At 68.0% G+C, this 19285-nt stretch carries 14 protein-coding genes; 7 read left to right on the top strand and 7 right to left on the bottom strand.

Annotated elements, in window-relative coordinates:
- Window positions 1–312: 312 nt before the first annotated feature.
- The 6 genes from Asi02nite_RS36055 to Asi02nite_RS36080 all read right to left on the bottom strand — a co-directional run bounded on the left by Asi02nite_RS36055 (window position 313) and on the right by Asi02nite_RS36080 (window position 8117).
- Window positions 313–3315 (bottom strand): glycosyl hydrolase family 95 catalytic domain-containing protein, encoded by a 3003-nt coding sequence (locus Asi02nite_RS36055; RefSeq protein ID WP_203718530.1) that lies wholly within the window; start codon window positions 3313–3315, stop codon window positions 313–315.
- A 423-nt stretch (window positions 3316–3738) separates the two neighbouring features.
- Entirely contained in the window at window positions 3739–4722 is a 984-nt protein-coding gene (locus Asi02nite_RS36060; protein WP_203718531.1) for an aldo/keto reductase, read from the bottom strand.
- A 37-nt stretch (window positions 4723–4759) separates the two neighbouring features.
- Entirely contained in the window at window positions 4760–5521 is a 762-nt protein-coding gene (gene kduD, locus Asi02nite_RS36065; RefSeq protein ID WP_203718532.1) for a 2-dehydro-3-deoxy-D-gluconate 5-dehydrogenase KduD, read from the bottom strand.
- Window positions 5518–6549, bottom strand: a complete 1032-nt coding sequence (locus tag Asi02nite_RS36070) for a zinc-dependent alcohol dehydrogenase (RefSeq protein WP_203718533.1) — start codon at window positions 6547–6549, stop codon at window positions 5518–5520. Before Asi02nite_RS36070 ends, kduD begins: the two co-directional genes overlap by 4 nt.
- A 14-nt stretch (window positions 6550–6563) precedes the next feature.
- Window positions 6564–7400: an amidohydrolase family protein gene (locus tag Asi02nite_RS36075; RefSeq protein WP_203718534.1), complete on the bottom strand. Its 837-nt coding sequence runs from the start codon at window positions 7398–7400 to the stop codon at window positions 6564–6566.
- An 18-nt stretch (window positions 7401–7418) separates the two neighbouring features.
- Window positions 7419–8117 carry a FadR/GntR family transcriptional regulator gene (locus Asi02nite_RS36080; RefSeq protein ID WP_203718535.1) on the bottom strand — a complete coding sequence of 233 codons (699 nt, stop codon included), beginning with the start codon at window positions 8115–8117 and terminating at the stop codon, window positions 7419–7421.
- 206 nt (window positions 8118–8323) lie between these two features.
- Here Asi02nite_RS36080 and Asi02nite_RS36085 point away from each other — a divergent pair, with 206 nt between their 5' ends.
- The 5 genes from Asi02nite_RS36085 (at window position 8324) to Asi02nite_RS36105 (ending at window position 14668) form a co-directional block, all read left to right on the top strand.
- Entirely contained in the window at window positions 8324–9664 is a 1341-nt protein-coding gene (locus Asi02nite_RS36085; protein ID WP_239127515.1) for an enolase C-terminal domain-like protein, read from the top strand.
- The gene (locus Asi02nite_RS36090) at window positions 9661–10755 is read left to right on the top strand and encodes a sugar ABC transporter substrate-binding protein (protein ID WP_239127516.1); all 1095 of its coding nucleotides are present in this window, start codon (window positions 9661–9663) and stop codon (window positions 10753–10755) included. The genes Asi02nite_RS36085 and Asi02nite_RS36090 overlap by 4 nt, the downstream gene beginning before the upstream one ends.
- 29 nt (window positions 10756–10784) lie before the next feature.
- Window positions 10785–12344: a sugar ABC transporter ATP-binding protein gene (locus Asi02nite_RS36095; RefSeq protein WP_203718537.1), complete on the top strand. Its 1560-nt coding sequence runs from the start codon at window positions 10785–10787 to the stop codon at window positions 12342–12344.
- Window positions 12337–13383, top strand: coding sequence for an ABC transporter permease (locus Asi02nite_RS36100; protein ID WP_203718538.1), 1047 nt, complete (start codon window positions 12337–12339; stop codon window positions 13381–13383). The genes Asi02nite_RS36095 and Asi02nite_RS36100 overlap by 8 nt, the downstream gene beginning before the upstream one ends.
- A gap of 232 nt (window positions 13384–13615) precedes the next feature.
- Complete coding sequence (locus Asi02nite_RS36105; protein WP_239127517.1) at window positions 13616–14668, top strand: LacI family DNA-binding transcriptional regulator; 1053 nt, start codon at window positions 13616–13618, stop codon at window positions 14666–14668.
- Here the strand turns inward: Asi02nite_RS36105 and Asi02nite_RS36110 are convergent.
- Entirely contained in the window at window positions 14658–16052 is a 1395-nt protein-coding gene (locus Asi02nite_RS36110) for a glycoside hydrolase family 43 protein (protein WP_203718540.1), read from the bottom strand. The two genes, Asi02nite_RS36105 and Asi02nite_RS36110, sit on opposite strands and share 11 nt — an antisense overlap.
- A 325-nt stretch (window positions 16053–16377) precedes the next feature.
- Here Asi02nite_RS36110 and araB point away from each other — a divergent pair, with 325 nt between their 5' ends.
- Window positions 16378–18081, top strand: a complete 1704-nt coding sequence (gene araB, locus Asi02nite_RS36115; protein ID WP_203718541.1) for a ribulokinase — start codon at window positions 16378–16380, stop codon at window positions 18079–18081.
- A 157-nt stretch (window positions 18082–18238) separates the two neighbouring features.
- The gene (locus tag Asi02nite_RS36120; protein WP_203718542.1) at window positions 18239–19237 is read left to right on the top strand and encodes an ABC transporter substrate-binding protein; all 999 of its coding nucleotides are present in this window, start codon (window positions 18239–18241) and stop codon (window positions 19235–19237) included.
- Window positions 19238–19285 lie beyond the last annotated feature (48 nt).

The following is a 19285-nucleotide window of genomic DNA, read 5'->3' on the forward strand; positions in this document are numbered from 1 at the left end:
ACGCCGGCGGCACGCCGACCATGCCGGTGGCGACCACGGCGAGTGCGACAGCGGCGGCGGTAAGCGCGGATCGCCAGCCAGGTCGACGGGAGGGGAGGGGAGGGGTCGGAACGCCGGACTTCATGAAGCACTCCATTCCTTCGGGTCCGCGCGGCGGGGACGGGCGCGGTGTGGCAGGCGGATGCGGACCAGGGCACACATGGTCGGCGTGCCATGTGTGCCCTGGAGTTCGACTCGACTGCCTCGCGAATAAGGTATGTTCACGTTAACACAGAAGGGCGTCAATCACGTGCGGAAGGAGTTTCAAAAGTCCTACGTGAAGGTGACAGTCCACTGTAGGTTGGTGCTGCTGCCCGAGGCCCACTGCTTGAGGGCCGAGCCGGCCGCCACGTTTCCGCCGCTGTCGAGCGTCAGACCGGTGGTCCGGTTGACGATCCGGTAGCGGCCGTCGCCGAGGTGGATGAGCTGCCACTGCTGGTTGGTGCTGCTGTTCCAGGCGGCCTGGCGGGCCGGTGACCCGTTGGCGGTCGATCCCCAGCCGTCGGCGACCATGCCGTTGGCGCGGTTGACGATGCGGTAGTAGCCGGTGCCGAGCTCGATGAGCTGCCACTGCAGGTTGTTGCTGCCGTTCCAGCTCCAGATTTTGAGGTTCGTGCCCGAGGCGACGGCCCCGCCGCTGTCGATCGCCAGCCCGTTGGTCACGTTGGTCAGGCGGACGTACCGGGCCGGTGCGAAGGTGACCCGTACCGACGCGATCGCGTCGTTGCTGCCGGTGGTACGCAGATCGGCGTTGTCCGCGGTGAAGGTCCAACTCGTGCCCGTGAAGTTGTCGTTGGCGTAACCGACGACCTGATATCCCGCGGTCACCCGCAATGACGACGCGGCCCGCAGCCCGATTCCGGCCGACTGCAGTTGCGCCGCCGTGTAGTTGCCGACCGCGAGCGCGGCGCTGGCCCCGCCGTAGTTCAGGTCGGCGTGGAGCACCGCGGTTCCGGAGACCGGAGGCTGCGCCGCCGTCACCCGATAGGTGCGTCCGGCCAGCACGGGAAGCGTGATGACGTCGTTCTCCGGCTTGGTGACCGACACGGCGCCGCCGGTGCTGGTATCGACCACCTGGAAGGTGCCGGCGAACACCCGGCCACGCACGTTGATGGTGCCGGCCCGGTCCGCCTGGACGAGGATCTCGGTTGCCTGCCCGGCGCTCCAGAGCACCCCGACGGTGTAGCCGCCGCGGCCGCGGAGCCCCTGGACCTGGCCGGTCGTCCAGGCGGACGGCAGCGCCGGCAGCACGTGCAGCTCTCCGGCGTGGCTCTGCAGCAGCATCTCCGCGATGCCGGACGTGGCGCCGAAGTTGCCGTCGATCTGGAACGGCGGGTGCAGGTCGAACATGTTGGGCGCGAGCCGGGCCGGCGTGGCGAGCAGTCGGATCAGGTCGTGCGCGCGGGTGCCCTCCTCCAGCCGTGCCCAGTAATTGATCTTCCACGCGAGCGACCAGCCGGTGCCGTCGTCACCGCGCAGTTCGAGGGTGCGGCGCGCGGCGTTGAAGAGAGTGGCGTTGCCGCGCTTGGTGATCTGGTTGCTGGGGTGGAGCCCGTAGAGATGCGACACGTGGCGGTGGCTCGTCTCGGGTTCGACCCAGTCGTACAGCCACTCCATGATGTTGCCGCGTGACCCGACCCGCATCGGGGGCAGCCGGTCGCGGGTGGCCAGGACCCGGGTGCGAAAGTCGGCGTCCACCCCCAGCGCCTGGCTGGCCTGGGCGTGGGCGTTGAACAGGTCCCGCAGGATCTGGTTGTCCATGGTCGGCCCCGCACACACGCTGACGCCGGAGTGGTGCGCGAGCTCCGGCGAGTTCGACGGGTTGGTGACCAGGTAGCCCAGGCTGGGCTCGGGCACCAGGCTGTCCACGAAGAACTGGGCGGCGCCCTTGAGCGCGGGATAGTACTGGCGGAGGAAGTCGAGATCGTTGGTGAACCGGTAGTGGTCCCAGATCAGCGTGGCCAGCCAGGCGCCACCGGTCTGCCACATTCCCCACAGCGCGCCGTCGACGACGGAGCTGCCACGCCAGGCGTCGGTGTTGTGGTGGGTCACCCAACCGCCGGCGCCGTACTGCACCTGTGCGGTGCGGGCGCCGGTCACGGTCAGGTCGTTCACCATCCTGAACACCGGCTCGAAGCACTCGGACAGGTTCGTGGTGTCGGCTGGCCAGTAGTTCATCGGCAGGTTCGCGTTGATCGTGTACTTCGAGTCCCACGCGGGAGCCAGCGAGTCGTTCCAGATCCCCTGCAGATTCGCCGGCTGGCTGCCCGGCCGTGATGACGAGATCAGCAGGTACCGACCGAACTGGAAGAGCAGCGCGGAGAACTGCGGGTCGTTGACGCTGGCGTGCTGGGAGATCCGCACGTCGGTCGGCTGGTCGGCCGCCGAGGTTCGACCGAGGTCGAGCGTCGTGCGGTTGAAGAGCGTCTGGTAGTCGGCCACATGCCGGCTGCGTAGCTGGTCCCAGGAGCGGGTCCGGGCGGCGTCGAGGTGCCGCCGGGCGATGCCCTGGTAGTCGCCGGACACGTTGGCGTAGCTGACGTAGTTGGTGCCGATGGAGATCAGCAGCGTCACGCTGGTGGCGTTGGTGACCGTGAGCGTCCCGCCGGAGCTGCTGACCGTGCCGCCGTCGACGACGGCCCGGGCCAGCGCCAGGAACCGGACGCGCCCGGTGACGCCTTCCATGTCGCCCGAGAGGCCGTCGAGCGCGATCGTGGCACTGTCCGGACTGGACAGTGTTGTGCGCTGCGGGCTGTCGAAGCGGGCCGAGAAGCTGATGGCGCCAGCGCGGTCGGCGGTCAGCCGCATGGCGATCACCTGGTCGGGTGCGCTGGCGAGGGTCTCGCGCTGGTGCCGGATCCCGTTCTGCAGGTAGGACACCGAGGTCGTCGCGGTCGTCAGGTCCAGATGCCGGGAGTATTCGGAGACCCCGGAGCCGCCGCTGGGGAAGGTCAGCCGGATGTTGCCGACCGTCTGGTAGGCGAGCTGTCCGGCCGGTCGGCCGCGCATGGCCTGGTCGACGAGGGTCTGTGCCTGGCTCCACTGGTTGGCGAAGACCAGGCGCCGGATCTCCGGCAGCGCCGCCGCGCCCTGGGTGTTGCTCGAGTCGTAGGGGCCGCCGGCCCAGACGGTGTCCTCGTTGAGCTGCAGGCGCTCGACGTCGACGTTGCCGAACACCATCGCGCCCAGCCTGCCGTTGCCGATCGGGAGGGCGCGCAACCAATCGGTGCCGGCGCTTTCGTCGTACCAGATTGCCAGGTCGTTGATTGCCTGCACCGCGACAGGGGCCGCAGAGGCGGGTCGGGGGTGAGCGATCCAGGGGAGCATGGCGGCACCAGCGCCGGCCGCTCCTAGTTGTAGCACTTGCCTCCGGGTCAGATCAGACATTGAGATCTCCAAAGGACGGGCCGGGGGAACCTTGCGGGCCGTCTGCTTCGAAACCGGTTACAGATCCCACCGGCGCGACCGCCCGTTGACGCGAGCCGCGGCGCCCGCCTCAGCGGCCGGCCGAGCATCGAAGCTGATCTAAGCAAGGTGAAGGCAAGGTTACAAACATGTGATGTATCGCGTCAATATCGCGGCGTCATTCCGATGACACGCGAACAAACCCGGGTGTGTCCGAGCTGATACATAGGACCTTTAGGCAGCCTGATAGGCCCGGCGGCGTTTTACGCCCCAGGCTCGGCGACCCGTCCGCGACTACCGAGGTCGCGGAACGAGGCCACGAGCGTCGAGTTCGTCCCAGAGCGCCGGCGGGACGAGGGCGTCGAGGCGGTCGACGTTCTGCCGCAGCTCTTCGGCCGTCCCGGCGCCGATCACGATCGATGCGACGCGCGGATCGAGTAGGGGATATCGCATCGCCGCGGTTGGCAGCTCCACGTCGAAAGCGGCGCAGACCTCCGCGATGGCCCGAGCGCGCGCGAGGACGTCTTCCGGCACGCTGCCGTAGTCGTAGCGGCCGTCGCGGTCAGGCGCCCGGGCCAGGAGCCCGCTGTTGAAGACCGCGGCGGCCACGATGTCGACATCGTGCGTGTCGCACGCCGGCACCAGGGCCGGACGCGCACTCTGATCGAGCAGTGTGAACCGGTTGGCGACCATGACGACATCGGCCAGACCGCCACGGACCGTCCACAGCAACGCCTCGACGCCGAGCGAGCCGGTGCCGATCGCCGTCGCGAGACCTTCGTCGCGCAGGGCGGCCAGCGCGCGTATCCCGGATTCCGTCGCGTCGATGGTGCCCGACCGCTCCGGGTCGTGAACGAACAGAATGTCGACCCTGTCGAGTCCGAGGCGGACGAGCGACTCCTCGACGCTGACGCGGATCCCACGTTCGGTGTAGTCGAGCACGCGGCGTCGGCGGGCCGGCACCGCGAAGCCCTGGTCGTCAGCACTGACGCCGTCCCATCCCGAGTTGTCCCGGATCAGTCGGCCGACCTTCGTGGACACGATGAAGTCGTTCCGGGGTTTGGTCGCGAGGAAACGGCCGAGCCGCTGCTCGGACAGTCCCAGACCGTAGTGTGGCGCCGTGTCGAAGTAGCGGATTCCCGCCTGCCACGCGGCCTCCAGCGTTTCGGCCGCCTCGTCGTCGGTGCGCGCGCGAAAGAGGTTGCCCAGTGGCGCACAGCCAAGTCCGACGGTAGGCAGGTTCAGCTTGCCGATCCCTTCGGAACGCGTCGTCGTCATCTCCTCCTCCATCCGCGATGGTGTGCCCGCATGCGGGTCAGCGGCCCAGCCAGCCGCCGTCGACCGTGATCACGCTGCCGTTGACGTAGTCGGAAGCCCGGCTGGCGAGGAAAACAGCGGCGCCGGCCAGATCCGCGGGCTCGCCCCAGCGACCCGCCGGGATGCGTTGCAGGATCGCCTGGTTCCGGCCCGGGTCCGCACGCAGCGCCGCGGTGTTGTCGGTCGCGATGTATCCGGGCGCGATCGCGTTGACGTTGACGCCGTGTGCCGCCCATTCGTTGGACAGCGCGCGCGTCAGGCCCAGGATCCCTGACTTGGCGGCGGTGTACCCGGGCACCGTGATGCCGCCCTGAAAGCTCAGCAGCGAAGCGATAAAAATGATCTTTCCGCTGCCTCGGTCGATCAACTGTCGGCCCAGTTCCCGAGTCAGCACGAACTGGCTGGACAGGTTGACCGCGATGACCTCGTCCCAGTCGTCGTCGCCGTGGTGGACGGCCGGCATCCGGCGGATGGTGCCGGCATTGTTGACGAGAATGTCCGGCTGGTGGCCATCGCCCGCCAGATCACCCAGGAACCGCACGACCGCCTTCCGGTCGGCGAAGTCCGCCCGGTACGCGTGGAACCGCTGGCCGTGGCCGCGGACCCGCGCCTCCACCTCACTCCCGAATGCCTCCAGCGAAGCGCTCACGCCGATGATGTCCGCTCCGGCTGCGGCCAGCGCGTCGGCGATGGCCAACCCGATGCCGCGACGGCCGCCGGTCACCACAGCGATCTTGCCGGTCAGATCGAACAGGTTCATCGGCCACCGCCCGGAGCGCAGTCGATGAGTACCTTCATCACGGGCCCGCCCGCACCGAGCGACCTGAACGCGTCGCCGGCCCGGTCCAACGGGACGACGTCGGATATCAGCTCGCCCACGGGGAGGTCGCCTCGTGCGATGAGCCGGATCGCCCGGTCGTAGTCGGTACGTTCGTACACCCGCGCGCCCACCATGGTCAGCTCGCGCCAGAAGAACCGGAACAGGTCAATCGGTCGAGGCTCGTTGTGGATCGCGACCATGACCAATCGACCTCGCACGGCCAGTGTCGCCACAGCGGTCGACAGGCCGGCACCGGATCCGGAGACCTCGAACGCGACGGCGGCTCCGGCGCCGCGGGTCCAGTCATCGACGAACGCCGCGAGGTCCACCGCGCCCGGATCGACAACGCGCAAGCCAAGGCGTTCGGCCACGCCTCGGCGGTGCGCGTCCAATTCGAACACGGTTACGTCGGCGCCCGCGGCGCGGGACACGAGGGCGATCAGTACCCCGATGGGACCGCCGCCGATGACCGCGGCCGTCTCGCCGACGGCGAGGCCGGCGCGACGCACGTCATGGACGGCCACCGCGGTGGGCTCGACGAGCGCGGCGGCGTCGAGTGCCAGAGCGTCGGGCAAGGCGACCAGAAGGTCCGCCGAGACAGTCCACCGTGTCTGCATCGCGCCCGGGCTGTCGATGCCGACGAAGACGAGCCGCTCGCAGATGTGCTGGTTCCCGGCTCGACACGCCGGACAGCGACCGCACCAGCGAAGCGGCATCACCGTGACTGGCTGGCCCACCGACCAGCCGGTGACATCCGCACCGAGGCTCGCCACCCGGCCCGACATCTCGTGGCCGATCACCTGCGGCGCGCGTACCCGGTGGTCCATCGCGCCGTGCAGGATGTGTAGGTCGGTGCCGCAGATGCCGGTGTAGGCGACCTCGATCTGGACCTCGGCCGGTCCGGGGTCTGTCGGGTCGACCTCGACGACGTCGATCGAACCCGCTCCGATGTATCGCGCCGCGCGCATGGTTGGTCCCCTTTCTAGAGAGTGAGGCGGTAGGTCTCGATCGCCGTGGCGGCCATCACCCGATGGCGCTCCTCCTCGGTGTAACCGCTGACCGCACGGTCCACGACGGCGATCCAGCGGTCGTAACTGGTGGCGAGCGTGGCGACCGGCCAGTCGCTGCCGAACATGCAGCGCGCTGGCCCGAAGGACTGCAGCGCATGGTCCAGGTAGGGCAGCACGTCGGCGGGGCGCCAGCGGCGCGGTGCGGCCTCGGTGGTGAGTCCGGACAGCTTGCATCGCACGTTGGGCAGTGCCGCCAACCCCTGCAGGTGGGCACGCCACGGATCGCGCCGCCGGTCCCGTACCGGTGGCTTGCCGAGGTGGTCGAGCACGAATGTCACCTCGGGCGTTCGCCGGACCAGCTCCGTGACCTCGGGGAGCTGTTCGTGTCGCACGCACAGGTCAAAGGTCAGGTCGTGGGCGGCCAGCAGGCCGACGCCGGTGCGGAAGCTTTCGGTCAAGGCGAAACCGGGGTCTTCGTCCTGAAGGTTACGGCGCACGCCGCTGACCCGCGGGCGATCCGCCAGGGTTGCCAGGGGCGCGGCCGCCGCTCGACCGAGCTCGACGGGCGCCTGCGCCACGATCGCCAGGAAGGACATCGGCGACCGGAGGGACTCGACCCAGACGGCTTCGTCGAGGGCCGCCTCGGGCGCGGCGCCGGCCTCCACGAGCACAGCGCCGCGTGGACGGATTCGATTGGTGACCAGGTCAGTCAGCAGGAACGGACGCCGGAGGGCGGGCACGGCGTCGAGCCACGGATAGTTCCGCCGGCGAGGATCCCACACGTGCAGGTGCGCGTCGATGACCATCATGCCTGGCACTTCGGGCGCTCAGGAAGTCTCGGGGTGCTCGGCGGGGATGTGCTCACGTAACCAGATCTCGGTCGTCGTGACGTGCATGAGCGCGGCGGCGTGGGCGAGCACGGCGTCGCCGGCGACGAGCGCGCGGAGGATGGCCTCGTGCTCGGCGACCGTCCGGCCGGCGACGTTGGCGTCCACCAGTCCTCGCCACACCCGGGCACGGACGGTGAGGTTGGCGATCCCGTCCAGCAGGATGGTCATCGTTGTGTTGCCGGTCGCGGCCACCACCGCGCGGTGGAACGCGGCGTCGTGGAAATTGAGCTGCTCCACGTCGTCCAGCGAGGCGCGCATGGCGTCGAGGTGTTCCCGCAGCACGGCCAGGTCGGCCGGAGTCACCCGGGTGGCGGCGAATGCGGTGGCCGCCGGCTCGAAGACCCGCCGCACCTCGGTCACTTCGATGATGTCGTCGCCCCTCAGCAGCGCGACAGCGTCGCTGACCCCCTCCAACAGCAGGCGTGGCTCGAGCGAAGTGACATAGGTGCCGCTGCCATGACGCACTTCGAGCACCCGGGCGGCCTCCAACGCCTTGACTGCCTCACGCAGGAGATTGCGGCCAAGTCCCAGCTCCGCGGCGAGTTGCGCCTCCGCCGGAAGCTTGGCGCCCGGCGCCAGCTCTCCGGTTTGGATCAACTCGCGGATCTGGGCGATCGCCCGATCGGTCAGTGACACCGGCCAGTCCCCTTTCCTTAGCGGCGCCACACTAACAAGTAATCCCATGTCCCGAAACCCACGAGAAACGCGCCGGATGCGTCGATCTACATAAGGGCAGCTCAGGACCATGGTCCGTTGCAAGGGGTAGACACTCGTCACTTCGACGTCTATAAAGTGATCCCATGTCAACGCTAACACCGGCGGTCCGGGCAGCATCGGCAGGCGTGACCAGCGACGGTCTTGGTCTGGACACGGAGGTGATCTCCGCACTGGAGACCGCGGACGTGCGCTTTCCGACGTCCGCACAGCTCGACGGCTCCGATGCGATGAATCCGGAGCCGGACTACTCCGCTGCCTACGTCGTGTTGCGGACCAGCAGCGGCGGCGTCGGCTATGGACTCGCCTTCACCGTCGGCCGCGGCAACGACGTCCAGGTCGCCGCCATCGAGGCGCTCGCGCCGCTGGTCGTCGGCCTGCCGGTCGCCGAGGTCCTCGGCGACCTCGGTGCCTTCTCCCGCCGACTGACCGGCGACAGCCAGCTTCGTTGGCTCGGCCCGCACAAGGGCGTGATCCACATGGCCGCGGGCGCGGTGGTCAACGCCATGTGGGACCTCTACGGCCGCCGGGCCGGCAAGCCCGTCTGGCAACTGTTGTCCGACCTGACCCCGCGGCAACTCGTCGACCTTGTCGACTTCCGCTACCTGTCCGACGCGCTCACCGCTGACGAGGCACTCGACATCCTGGAGCGGGCACGAGAGGGTCGCGGGGCCCGTCGCGACGAGCTGCTGCGCAACGGGTACCCCGCCTACACGACCACACCCGGCTGGCTGGGGTACAGCGACGACAAGCTCGTCACACTGGCGCGCGAGGCCGTCGCCGACGGCTTTCACCACATCAAACTGAAGGTCGGCGCCGACCGGGACGCCGACGTCTGGCGGATGCGGATCGCGCGCGAGGCGGTGGGTCCCGACGTGCGCATCGCGGTCGACGCCAACCAGGCCTGGGGGGTCCAGGAAGCCATCGACTGGATGCGGCTGCTCGCGCCCTACGATCCCTACTGGATCGAGGAGCCGACGTCGCCGGACGACGTGCTCGGCCATGCCGCCATCCGCCAGGGCGTCGCACCGGTCCGGGTGGCGACCGGCGAGCACACCCACAACGCGGTCATGTTCAAGCAGTTGCTGCAGGCCGGCGCGATCGACATCCTCCAACTGGACGCGACGCGGGTCGCCGGCGTCACGGAGAACGTGGCGATCCTGCTGCTGGCCGCCAAGTTCGGCATCCCTGTCTGCCCGCACGCCGGTGGCGTCGGGTTGTGCGAGATGGTGCAGCACCTCGCGATGTTCGACTACGTCGCGGTCAGTGCCAGCACGCAAGACCGGGTGGTCGAGTACGTCGACCATCTGCACGAACACTTCGTCGATCCGGCCACCATCGCGCGTGGCCGATACATCGCACCGCGACTGCCCGGCCTCAGCGCACAGCTGAAGCCGGCATCCGTTGAGGCGTACCGCTTTCCCGACGGACCACGGTGGGCGGATACGGACCCAGCCGCCATCCCTTGACCCTCGAATCAGATTGGATCGCGATGAAGGCTAAATCCATCGCGGCCGGTACGGCTCTCGCTCTGTGTGCCGTCCTGGCCGCCGCATGCAACAGCGCCTCGAACTCCGGAGACGGTGCCGGCGCGACGGGCGCGCCGATCGTCGGAGTGGACTACCCCCGGTCGGACACCGACTTCTGGAACTCCTACATCGAGTACACCCCGAAGATGGCCGCCGAGATCGGCGTCGAGATCAAGACGACGAACTCCCAGAACGACGTGGCCAAGCTCGCGTCCAACGTGCAGACGTTGGTCAGCCAGGGCGTCAAGGGCATCGCCATGGCACCGCAGGACACCGCGGCCATCGCACCGACACTGACCACGCTGGAAACCAAGAAGATCCCGGTGGTCACCATCGACACCCGACCGGACCAGGGCAACGTCTTCATGGTCGTGCGTGCCGACAACCGTGCCTACGGCGAGAAGGCCTGCCACTTTCTCGGCGCCAAGCTCAACGGCGCGGGCAAGGTCGTCATGCTCCAGGGCGATCTCGCTTCGGTCAACGGGCGCGACCGGACCGAGGCGTTCAACGAGTGCATGAAGGCGAAGTACCCGAAGATCACGGTGTTCGGCGAGGCGACCAACTGGGATGGCGCCATCGCGTCCCAGAAGCTCCAGATCCGCCTCACCGAGCACCCGGACATCAAGGGCGTCTACATGCAGTCCAGCTTCGCGCTGGCCGGAACGCTCCAGCTGTTGAAACAGCGCAACCTGTTGGTCCCGCCCAGCGACCCGAAGCACGTTTTCGTCGTGTCCAACGACGGCATTCCGCAGGAGCTCAAAGAGATCGGTGCCGGGAACATCGACGCGACCGTCTCGCAACCCGCTGATCTCTATGCCAAGTACGCGCTCCACTACCTCAAGGCGGCGATCGACGGAAAGACCTTCCAGCCTGGCCCGACCGATCACGACAGCACGATCATCCAGGTGCGTCCGGGGCTGCTCGAGGACCAGCTGTCCGCACCGCTGGTCACCGCGGACGGCGGCACGTATGGCGAGGTGCCCAGCATCAAACCCGACGACACCTCGCTGTGGGGCAACACCATCAGCTAGCACGCCATCCCGAACGAGGGCAGTCAACGATGAACGACAGGCCGGGATCCCCCACCCCGACCGCCCCCACGGGCGGCGGCCGGACCCACCCGGGTCCGGCCGCTGCCCGGGCGGTGCACGTTTTCAAGCGATACGGGTCCACCGTCGCCCTGCACGACGCCGCTATCACCGTCCACACAGGTCAGACGCACGCCCTGGTCGGACGCAACGGCGCCGGCAAGTCGACAATGGTGTCGATCCTCACCGGATTGCAGGCGCCGGACAGCGGAGAGGTCACGTTCGGCGGCGCGCCGGCCCCTCGGCTCACCGATCGTGACGCGTGGCGGCGCCAGGTCGCGTGCGTCTATCAACGGTCGACCATCATCCCCGAGCTCACGGTGGCCGAGAATCTCTTCCTCAACCGGCAACCGCGCCGGGGTCGCCTGGTCCGCTGGTCGACGCTCTACGCCGAGGCCGAGCGCGTCCTGCGGACCTGGGGCGTCGACGTGGATCCCCGCCAGGCGGCGGCCGACCTCGACATCGAACGGCGACAGTTTGTGGAGATCGCCCGGGCGCTCTCCTTCGGCGCCAGGTTCATCATTCTTGACGAGCCGACCGCTCAGCTCGACGGCGCCGCCATCGAGCGGCTGTTCGGGCGGATCCGTGACCTGCAGGCCCAGGGGGTGACGTTCCTGTTCATCAGCCACCACCTGCAGGAGGTCTACGAGATCTGTGACACCGTGACGGTGTTTCGCGACGCCCGGCACGTGCTGACCGCGCCGGTCGCGGACCTTACCCGCACCGACCTCGTCGAGGCCATGACGGGGGACGCGGCCGCGCAACGCCTGGCCCGGGACCGTCCAAAGGCCGCGGCCGGCACCGACCTGGCTCTGGACCTGCGGGAGCTGAACCTGCCCGGCGCCTACGAGAACGTGACCGCGCAGGTTCGCAGAGGAGAGATCGTGGGCCTGGCCGGCGCTGCCGCGAGCGGCAAGTCGGAACTGGCGGAGACTGTCGCCGGCCTGCGCCGCGCGACTGGCGGAAGCGTTGCCGTCTGCGGTGTCACGACCAGGCCGGGCGATGTCGGCGCCGCCCTCGCGGCCGGCGTCGGATTCGTGCCGCAGGACCGACATCACGAAGGGTTGGTAGGCGACATGTCGATCGCCGACAATGCCACCCTCACCATCCCACGTCGCCTTGGCCCGGCGGGCTTCATCAACCCGTCCCGCCGCACCGCGATCGCCCGCCGACTGATCGACAACCTGGCCATCAAGAGCTCCGGTCCCGAGCAGCCGGTGTCCGATCTCTCCGGTGGCAACCAACAGAAAGTGGTCATGGCGCGGGCCCTGGCCAACGACCCTGGCCTGATGGTGCTGATCACCCCAACGGCGGGTGTCGACGTCCGGTCCAAGGAGTTCCTCCTCGACAAGGTCGAGGAGGTCGCCGCGGCCGGCGCCGGCGTCGTCATCGCCTCGGACGAGTTGGACGACCTGCGAATCTGTGACCGGGTCGTGGTGATGTTCCAGGGCCGTGTCGTCGCCGAGATGCCCAGCGGATGGCAGGACCGTGACCTGGTCGCCGCCATGGAAGGACTTGCCCCCGATGCCTGACACCACGACAACCAGCGACCCCGACATCGTCCCGACAGCGCAGGAGACCGCGACCGCCGGGCCAAGGACAGTCGGGCGGATCGCGCTCGCCCGGCTGAGGGACATCGCCCTCGTGCCGGCGATCATCGTGATCGGTGCGGTCGGGCAGATCGTGAGCCCGGTCTTCCTGAGCACGGACAACCTCACCAACATCTTCCAGACGATGTCCGAGATCGCGCTGCTGGTGCTGGCCCAGACGCTCGTGCTGGTGGTCGGCAAGATGGATCTTTCGCTGGAGTCCACGTTCGGGCTGGCCCCCGGCATCGCGGCGTGGATGACCGTCGCCGCGGGCGCCGGACACGGCCTCGGACTGGTCCCCGGCGGCTGGGCGATTCCGATCACGCTGGCCGTCGGGGTCGCCATCGGCCTGGCCAACGCGTTGCTGATCGTCCGGTTCGGACTCAACGGCTTCATCGTCACGCTCGGCATGTTGATCGTGCTGCGCGGCCTGCTCACCGGTGTCTCCGGCGGCCAGACGTTCTTCAACCTGCCCGACTCGATGCTCTATCTCGGCACCACCTCCTGGCTCGGCCTGCCCGCGTCGATCTGGATCTGCCTCGGGCTCTTCACCGCGGGAATCGTGGTGCTCGGGTACACCCGTTTCGGCCGTGCCCTGTACGCGATCGGCGGCAACGCCGACGCGGCCAAGGCGGCCGGCATCCCGGTGAACCGGGTGTTGTGGATCGTCCTGGCCAGCGCCAGCCTGCTGGCCGCGCTCGGTGGCCTCATGCTCTCCGGCCGGCTGGCCTCGGTGGCCGCCGCTCAGGGCAACGGCGCGATCTTCACCGTCTTCGCGGCCGCCGTCATCGGTGGTGTCAGCCTCAACGGTGGCAAAGGAACGGTGTTCGGCGCCTTCACCGGCATCCTGACGCTGTTCCTCATTCAGAACGTACTGACCTTGGCCGGCGTGCCCGCTCAATGGATCGGGGCACTCAACGGCGCCATCATCCTGGTGGCTCTGGTGCTCTCCCGGATCGCGGGCGGCAAAGCGCAGGAATGAACCGGGGCGGCCGCCCCGGACGCCGGGCGGCCGCACCGCGCCATTGTCGCTGGAGACCTCGACAGGAACGAGCCAACGTATCGACTAACGAAGCTGTTATCGCTAACAGGCCAATTTGTGAATCGTGCCCGGGTCGGCTCTAGAGGCCGACACGTGGCTATCCCTGCGGTCCTGATACCGCTAACATCAGGACACGATTGGGGGTTCGGGAATGCGGGAACGACCGGTGGTCATGATTGACGTCGCTCGGCTTGCCGGCGTTTCGCACCAGACGGTGTCCCGGGTCCTCAACCACCAGCCGAACGTGAAGCCGGCAACCCGTGAACGCGTGCTCGAAGCGGTGCGCCAGCTCAACTACCGACCGAACGCTATGGCCCGCGGGCTGGCGGGGCGCCGCTCGCGCGTGCTGGGTGTGGTCAGCTTCGACACGATCCTCTACGGCCCGGCCGCCACGCTGCTGGGAATCGAACAGGCGGCCCGCGCTGCCGGATACGGCGTCAGCGTGGCGACCTTGGAGCGCATCGACCATGACGGTGTGGTCTCGGCGCTGGGTGCGCTGGCCGACCAGTCGGTGGCCGGGGTCGTGGTGATCGCGCCTCAGGCGGCGGCCGCGGCGGCGCTGCGGACAATGCCCAAGAGCACGGCGGCGGTGGCGGTCGAAGCCGACGCGAACGGCGAGATTCCGGCGATCTCCGTCGACCAGGTGTCCGGTGCACGAATGGCCGTCGAGCACCTGCTCAGCCTCGGTCATCGGAAGGTGTGGCACGTGTCCGGCCCCCGGGACTGGTTGGAGGCCCAGGGCCGGATCGAGGGATGGCGGTCCACCCTCGGCGACGCCGGGTTGGCGGCGCCACGACCCATCGCGGGCGACTGGAGCGCGCGATCGGGTTACGCGGCCGGCTTGGAGCTGGCGTCCCGCGACGATGTCACGGCTGTGTTTGCCGGCAACGACCAGATGGCACTGGGCATGATGCGGGCGTTCCACGAACACGGCATCCGCGTTCCCGCGGACGTCAGCGTGGTCGGGTTCGACGACATCCCGGAAGCCGAGTTTCTCTCTCCGCCATTGACTACAATCAGGCAGGACTTCGATGAGGTCGGCCGCAGGTGCATCGCCGCGCTGCTGCGCGTCATCGACAACGGCCAGCCGGAGCGGTTGACGCACTCCGCGGTCGACCCGCTGGTGACACCGACCCTAGTGGTCCGGCAGAGCACCGCCCCGTTGCGGGGTGCGGCGGGGCCGGGTGGCATGACCCCCGGCCCCGCCCTCCGTGCTACGGGGTGATCCGGAAGGTGGCGTCCTGACGGTCGACGGCCGGTGACGATGCACTGAGCGGGTCGATCCTCAGCGCGTACCCGGCGTGTCGGAGGTAGTGGGTGGGGAAGTTGTAGGACCGCAAGGACGTCCAGCTCGCGTCCGCGAGCCCAGGCGTACGGATGAAGGTCGCGTCCGCGCGGAACGTGGCGGTGTTGTCGTTCGGGTCGAGCCGCAGCACGTAACCGCTGTGTCGCAGATACGAGCCCGGGACGTTCACGGACTGGAAGGAGACGCCCGTCGAGTCGGCCAGGCCGGGCACCATCCGCCAGAGCTGGTCCTGGTACGGGTCGAACGGGTAGGCGTCGAGCCGGGCGACCCGGTCGATGTGGCGAACGTACCGGTCCGGCAGGTTCGACGACTTCAGCCGGACCCAGTTCGGGGTTCCCCAGCGGTTGACCAGGCCGTTGTACTCCGCGTCGGTGATGCCCAGAATCGATCCGTGCTTCGCGTTGAGCGGCGGCGTGTAGTCGCGCTGGTTCAGCACGGTCCACGCGTTGGCGCCGACGTTGCTCGTCGACCACGCGTAGTAGTCCGCGTTGACCGGGCTGAACGAGTCGCCCCAGAGCCACCATCCGTTGTCGTCGTTGCGTTTGAGCAGCAACGGCGCCTCCATCGCGTTTCCCTGCCGAAGGCCGCTGGTGTAGGTGGTGAAGCTGTTCGGAGCGCCGGTGGACGAGCGCGCACCGTAGAGGTTCCCGTTCGCGAGGTTCTTGTAGTAGAGATACGTGGTCGCACCGTCGACGACGATGTCTCCGTCGAGCACCGGGAACCCGGGACTGAAGTAGACCTGCGGAGCGCTCACGGTGCGGAAGTCGCTCGTGTAGTTGACGAGGAAGACGTCCTGGCCACCGTTGTTGTTCGAGTAGACGATCCCGTACTGCCCCCGCGCGGCGTCCCAGAAGACGGTCGGCGCCCAGGTGTGCGTGTTGTACGTGTGCATCCGCAGCCGGCGGTAACCGGTGAAGCTGGTCAGATTCGTCGAATCCCAGACGTGTAGGTACTGACTGTTCTGACCAAAGTTCGTGCCGCGCAGGTCCGTGGCCACGACGACGAAGGTGCCGTCCTGCTTACGGAAGACGAACGGGTCGCGCAGTCCCAGGGTGCCGGCCGTCGGGGTGACGACCGGGTTGTTCTGGTTCAGCGGAGTCCAGTTGAGGCCGTCACGGCTGACCGCGACGTGCAGCCCGTAGTCGGCACCCACGAACTGCGGCGTCTCGGTGAAGTACGTCATCACGTAGGCGGTGTAGACCGGTGCCGCGAACGCGTTGGTAGGACTGATCGCCAGCCCGGATGCGGTGAGCGCGGTCGAGGCGGCCACGCCGAACGTGAAGGATCGCCGGGAGATGGTCACGAGAGGCCTTTCTGCTGGGAGAGGCGATGGGACGGGCAGGTCCTGACAGGACTGCGACCACTCGAGTGGAATCGACTGGTGCAGATGTATGTGATCGCTAACATAGCGACCACTCAATCGGCACGCAAGAGGTCTGCCGGGCAGCTGGCAACAGCCGCGAAATCTTGGCGTGATCCCCGGGAGGCGAATAGGGCGGTGTGGGCCGAAGTCAACCAGGTGCCGGGCGGGTCGCGGCGCCGTTACGTAGCTGTTGCCATCGAGTATCTTGACGGAATCGATGTGAGCGCTAACACTATGGACACCAACCGCCCGGGAGGTGAGCACTATGGTCAACTTCGGCGCACCGGCTGACCAGTACGTGGTCGGCGTCGACTACGGCACGCTCTCGGGTCGGGCTGTGGTGGTGCGGCTCCGCGACGGGGCCGAGGTCGGCACGGCGGTGCACGTCTACCGGCGCGGGGTCATCGAGACATCGTTGCCTGAGACCGGGGCTCCCCTTGACCCCGATTGGGCGTTACAGGATCCGCAGGACTACCGCGACGTCCTGGCCCACGCCGTCCCCGATGCTGTCCGCGAGTCCGGTGTGGACCCGTTGAAGATCATCGGCATCGCGACGGACTTCACCGCCTGCACGGTCCTTCCTACCCTCGCCGACGGGACACCATTGTGTGAGGTGCCGGAACTTCGTGCCCGACCGCACGCGTGGGTGAAGCTCTGGAAGCACCACGCCGCCCAGCCGCACGCCGACCGCATCAACGCGCTCGCGCACCAGCGTGCGGAATCGTGGATCGGTCGGTACGGGGGCAAGATCTCCGCTGAATGGCAGTTCGCCAAGGGTCTTCAGCTGCTCGAGGAAGATCCGGAGACCTACCAGCGGGCGCAACGGTTCATCGAGGCCGCTGACTGGATCGTCTGGGAACTCTGCGGTGCCGAGACGCGCAACATCTGCACCGCGGGCTACAAGGGAATCCACCAGGACGGCCGTTATCCCAGCAAGGAGTTTCTCGCCGCGCTGCACCCCGGGTTCGTCGACTTCGTGACCAAGCTTGACGGTCCGCTGTCGCCGATGGGGCAACGGGCCGGCGGCCTCACCGCGCGAGCGGCCGGGTGGACCGGGCTCCCGGAAGGCATCGCCGTGGCGGTCGGCAACGTCGACGCCCACGTCACTGCCGCAGCGGCGAAGGCTCTGGAGCCCGGTCGACTGGTGGCGATCATGGGCACGTCGACGTGCCACGTGCTCAACGGAGCGGACCTCGTCGAGGTGCCTGGCATGTGCGGCGTGGTCGATGGCGGCATCAGTCCCGGAGCCTGGGGTTTCGAGGCCGGGCAGAGCGGTGTGGGCGACATCTTCGGCTGGTTCGTGGAGCAGTCGGCCCCGGCCGGCGTCGCGTCGCACACCCAGCTCTCCCAGCTCGCCGCGGTGCAGCAGGTCGGCGCGCACGGCCTGATCGCGCTCGACTGGTGGAACGGCAACCGGTCACTGCTGGTCAACCACGACCTCAGCGGCCTGATCATCGGCCTGACATTGGCCACCCGACCGGAGGACGTCTACCGAGCGCTGCTCGAGTCGACTGCCTACGGGACCCGCATGATCATCGAGGCGTTCGAAGCCGCCGGCGTCCCGGTGAACGAGATCGTCGTCGCCGGCGGATTGGCCGCCAACGACCTGCTCATGCGGATCTACGCCGACGTCACCAACCGGCCGCTGAGCATCATCGGCTCGGCACAGGGTCCAGCCCTCGGTTCGGCGATCCACGCGGCCGTCGCGGCCGGCGCCTATCCCGACGTCTACGCGGCGGCGGCGGTGATGGGCCGCGTCGACCGTGACGTCTATCGACCCGACCCGGATCGAGTGAGCTCCTACGACGCGCTCTACGCGGAGTACCGCTCGCTGCACGACCATTTTGGACGCGGCGGCGACGACGTGATGTCCCGCCTACGCGCGATCCGCAACGCTGCCGGACGTGCGAACCTCAACGCGACGCCACCCTCTACAGCCGACCGTTCGGTGCCTCCGTCGAGCACCTGAGCCGCCACTTGCCCAGCGTGGTCAAAGCCACTGGCCGCACGCTGTTGATAGCTCTGACCGCGGTCGTATGACCGCGACCGCACCTCGCTCCACCAGTGCAAGCCGCCCGGCTAACTCCGGCCCGCGGAACGAACCCCTGCACATTCGAGGAGATTCCATGAAAAGTACGAGAAAGTTCGGCCCCGTCGTAGCGGCCCTCGCCGCTGTCCTGCTGACGGGCGGCCTGGCCGCCTGCGGCAACAGTGACACGGGCGGCGGCAGCGGAACCGCTGACGATGGCAAGATCGTCCTCGGTTTCTCGCAGGTCGGCGCGGAGAGCGGCTGGCGCACGGCAAACACCACGTCCGTCAAGGACGCCGCTGCCGAGGCGGGCATCGAGCTGAAGTTCGACGACGCCCAGCAGAAGCAGGAAAACCAGATCAAGGCCATCCGCAACTACATCCAGCAGAAGGTCGACGTCATCGCCTTCTCGCCGGTGGTCGAGTCCGGCTGGGACACCGTCCTCAAGGAGGCCAAGGACGCGGGCATTCCCGTGATCCTCACCGACCGCGCCGTCGACTCGGCCGACAAGTCTCTTTACAAGACCTTCCTGGGCTCGGACTTCGTCAAGGAGGGCAAGCTTTCCGGCGAGTGGCTCGTCGAGAACAAGAAGTCGGCGACCGCCGAAGTCAACATCGTCGAACTCCAGGGCACTACCGGATCGGCGCCGGCAAACGACCGGAAGAAGGGCTTCGCTGAGGCCATCGCGGCGAACCCCAAGCTCAAGATCATCGCCTCCCAGTCGGGTGACTTCACCCGTGCCGGCGGCAAGCAGGTCATGGAGCAGTTCCTCAACTCCAACCCCAAGATCGACGTGCTATTCGCGCACAACGACGACATGGGGCTTGGTGCTCTCGAAGCCATCACCGCCGCGGGCAAGGTGCCCGGCAAGGACATCACGATCATCACGATCGACGCGGTCAAGGACGGCATGAAGGCGCTGGCCGATGGCAAGTTCAACTTCATCGCCGAGTGCAGCCCGCTGCTCGGGCCTCAGCTGATGGATCTGGCGAAGAAGGTGCACGCCGGCGAGGAAGTTCCTGCTCGTATCGAGACCGAGGAAACTACGTTCACGCAGGAACAGGCTAAGGAAGCTCTGCCGACCCGTAAGTACTGACCGAACCGGTGAAGGCCGCCCGTCCGCGGGCGGCCTTCCCACCGTGCC

The sequence above is a fragment of the Asanoa siamensis genome (assembly GCF_016862555.1).
Taxonomy (GTDB): Bacteria; Actinomycetota; Actinomycetes; order Mycobacteriales; family Micromonosporaceae; genus Asanoa; species Asanoa siamensis.

What these genes read in the sequence shown, in the direction of transcription:
- araB (WP_203718541.1), top strand. Translation starts at nt 16,378, where the DNA reads ATGGTCAACTTCGGCGCACCGGCTGACCAGTACGTGGTCGGCGTCGAC.
- Asi02nite_RS36060 (WP_203718531.1), bottom strand. Translation starts at nt 4,722, where the DNA reads ATGACGACGACGCGTTCCGAAGGGATCGGCAAGCTGAACCTGCCTACC.
- Asi02nite_RS36120 (WP_203718542.1), top strand. Translation starts at nt 18,239, where the DNA reads ATGAAAAGTACGAGAAAGTTCGGCCCCGTCGTAGCGGCCCTCGCCGCT.
- Asi02nite_RS36105 (WP_239127517.1), top strand. Translation starts at nt 13,616, where the DNA reads ATGATTGACGTCGCTCGGCTTGCCGGCGTTTCGCACCAGACGGTGTCC.
- Asi02nite_RS36095 (WP_203718537.1), top strand. Translation starts at nt 10,785, where the DNA reads ATGAACGACAGGCCGGGATCCCCCACCCCGACCGCCCCCACGGGCGGC.
- Asi02nite_RS36100 (WP_203718538.1), top strand. Translation starts at nt 12,337, where the DNA reads ATGCCTGACACCACGACAACCAGCGACCCCGACATCGTCCCGACAGCG.
- kduD (WP_203718532.1), bottom strand. Translation starts at nt 5,521, where the DNA reads ATGAACCTGTTCGATCTGACCGGCAAGATCGCTGTGGTGACCGGCGGC.
- Asi02nite_RS36070 (WP_203718533.1), bottom strand. Translation starts at nt 6,549, where the DNA reads ATGCGCGCGGCGCGATACATCGGAGCGGGTTCGATCGACGTCGTCGAG.
- Asi02nite_RS36075 (WP_203718534.1), bottom strand. Translation starts at nt 7,400, where the DNA reads ATGATGGTCATCGACGCGCACCTGCACGTGTGGGATCCTCGCCGGCGG.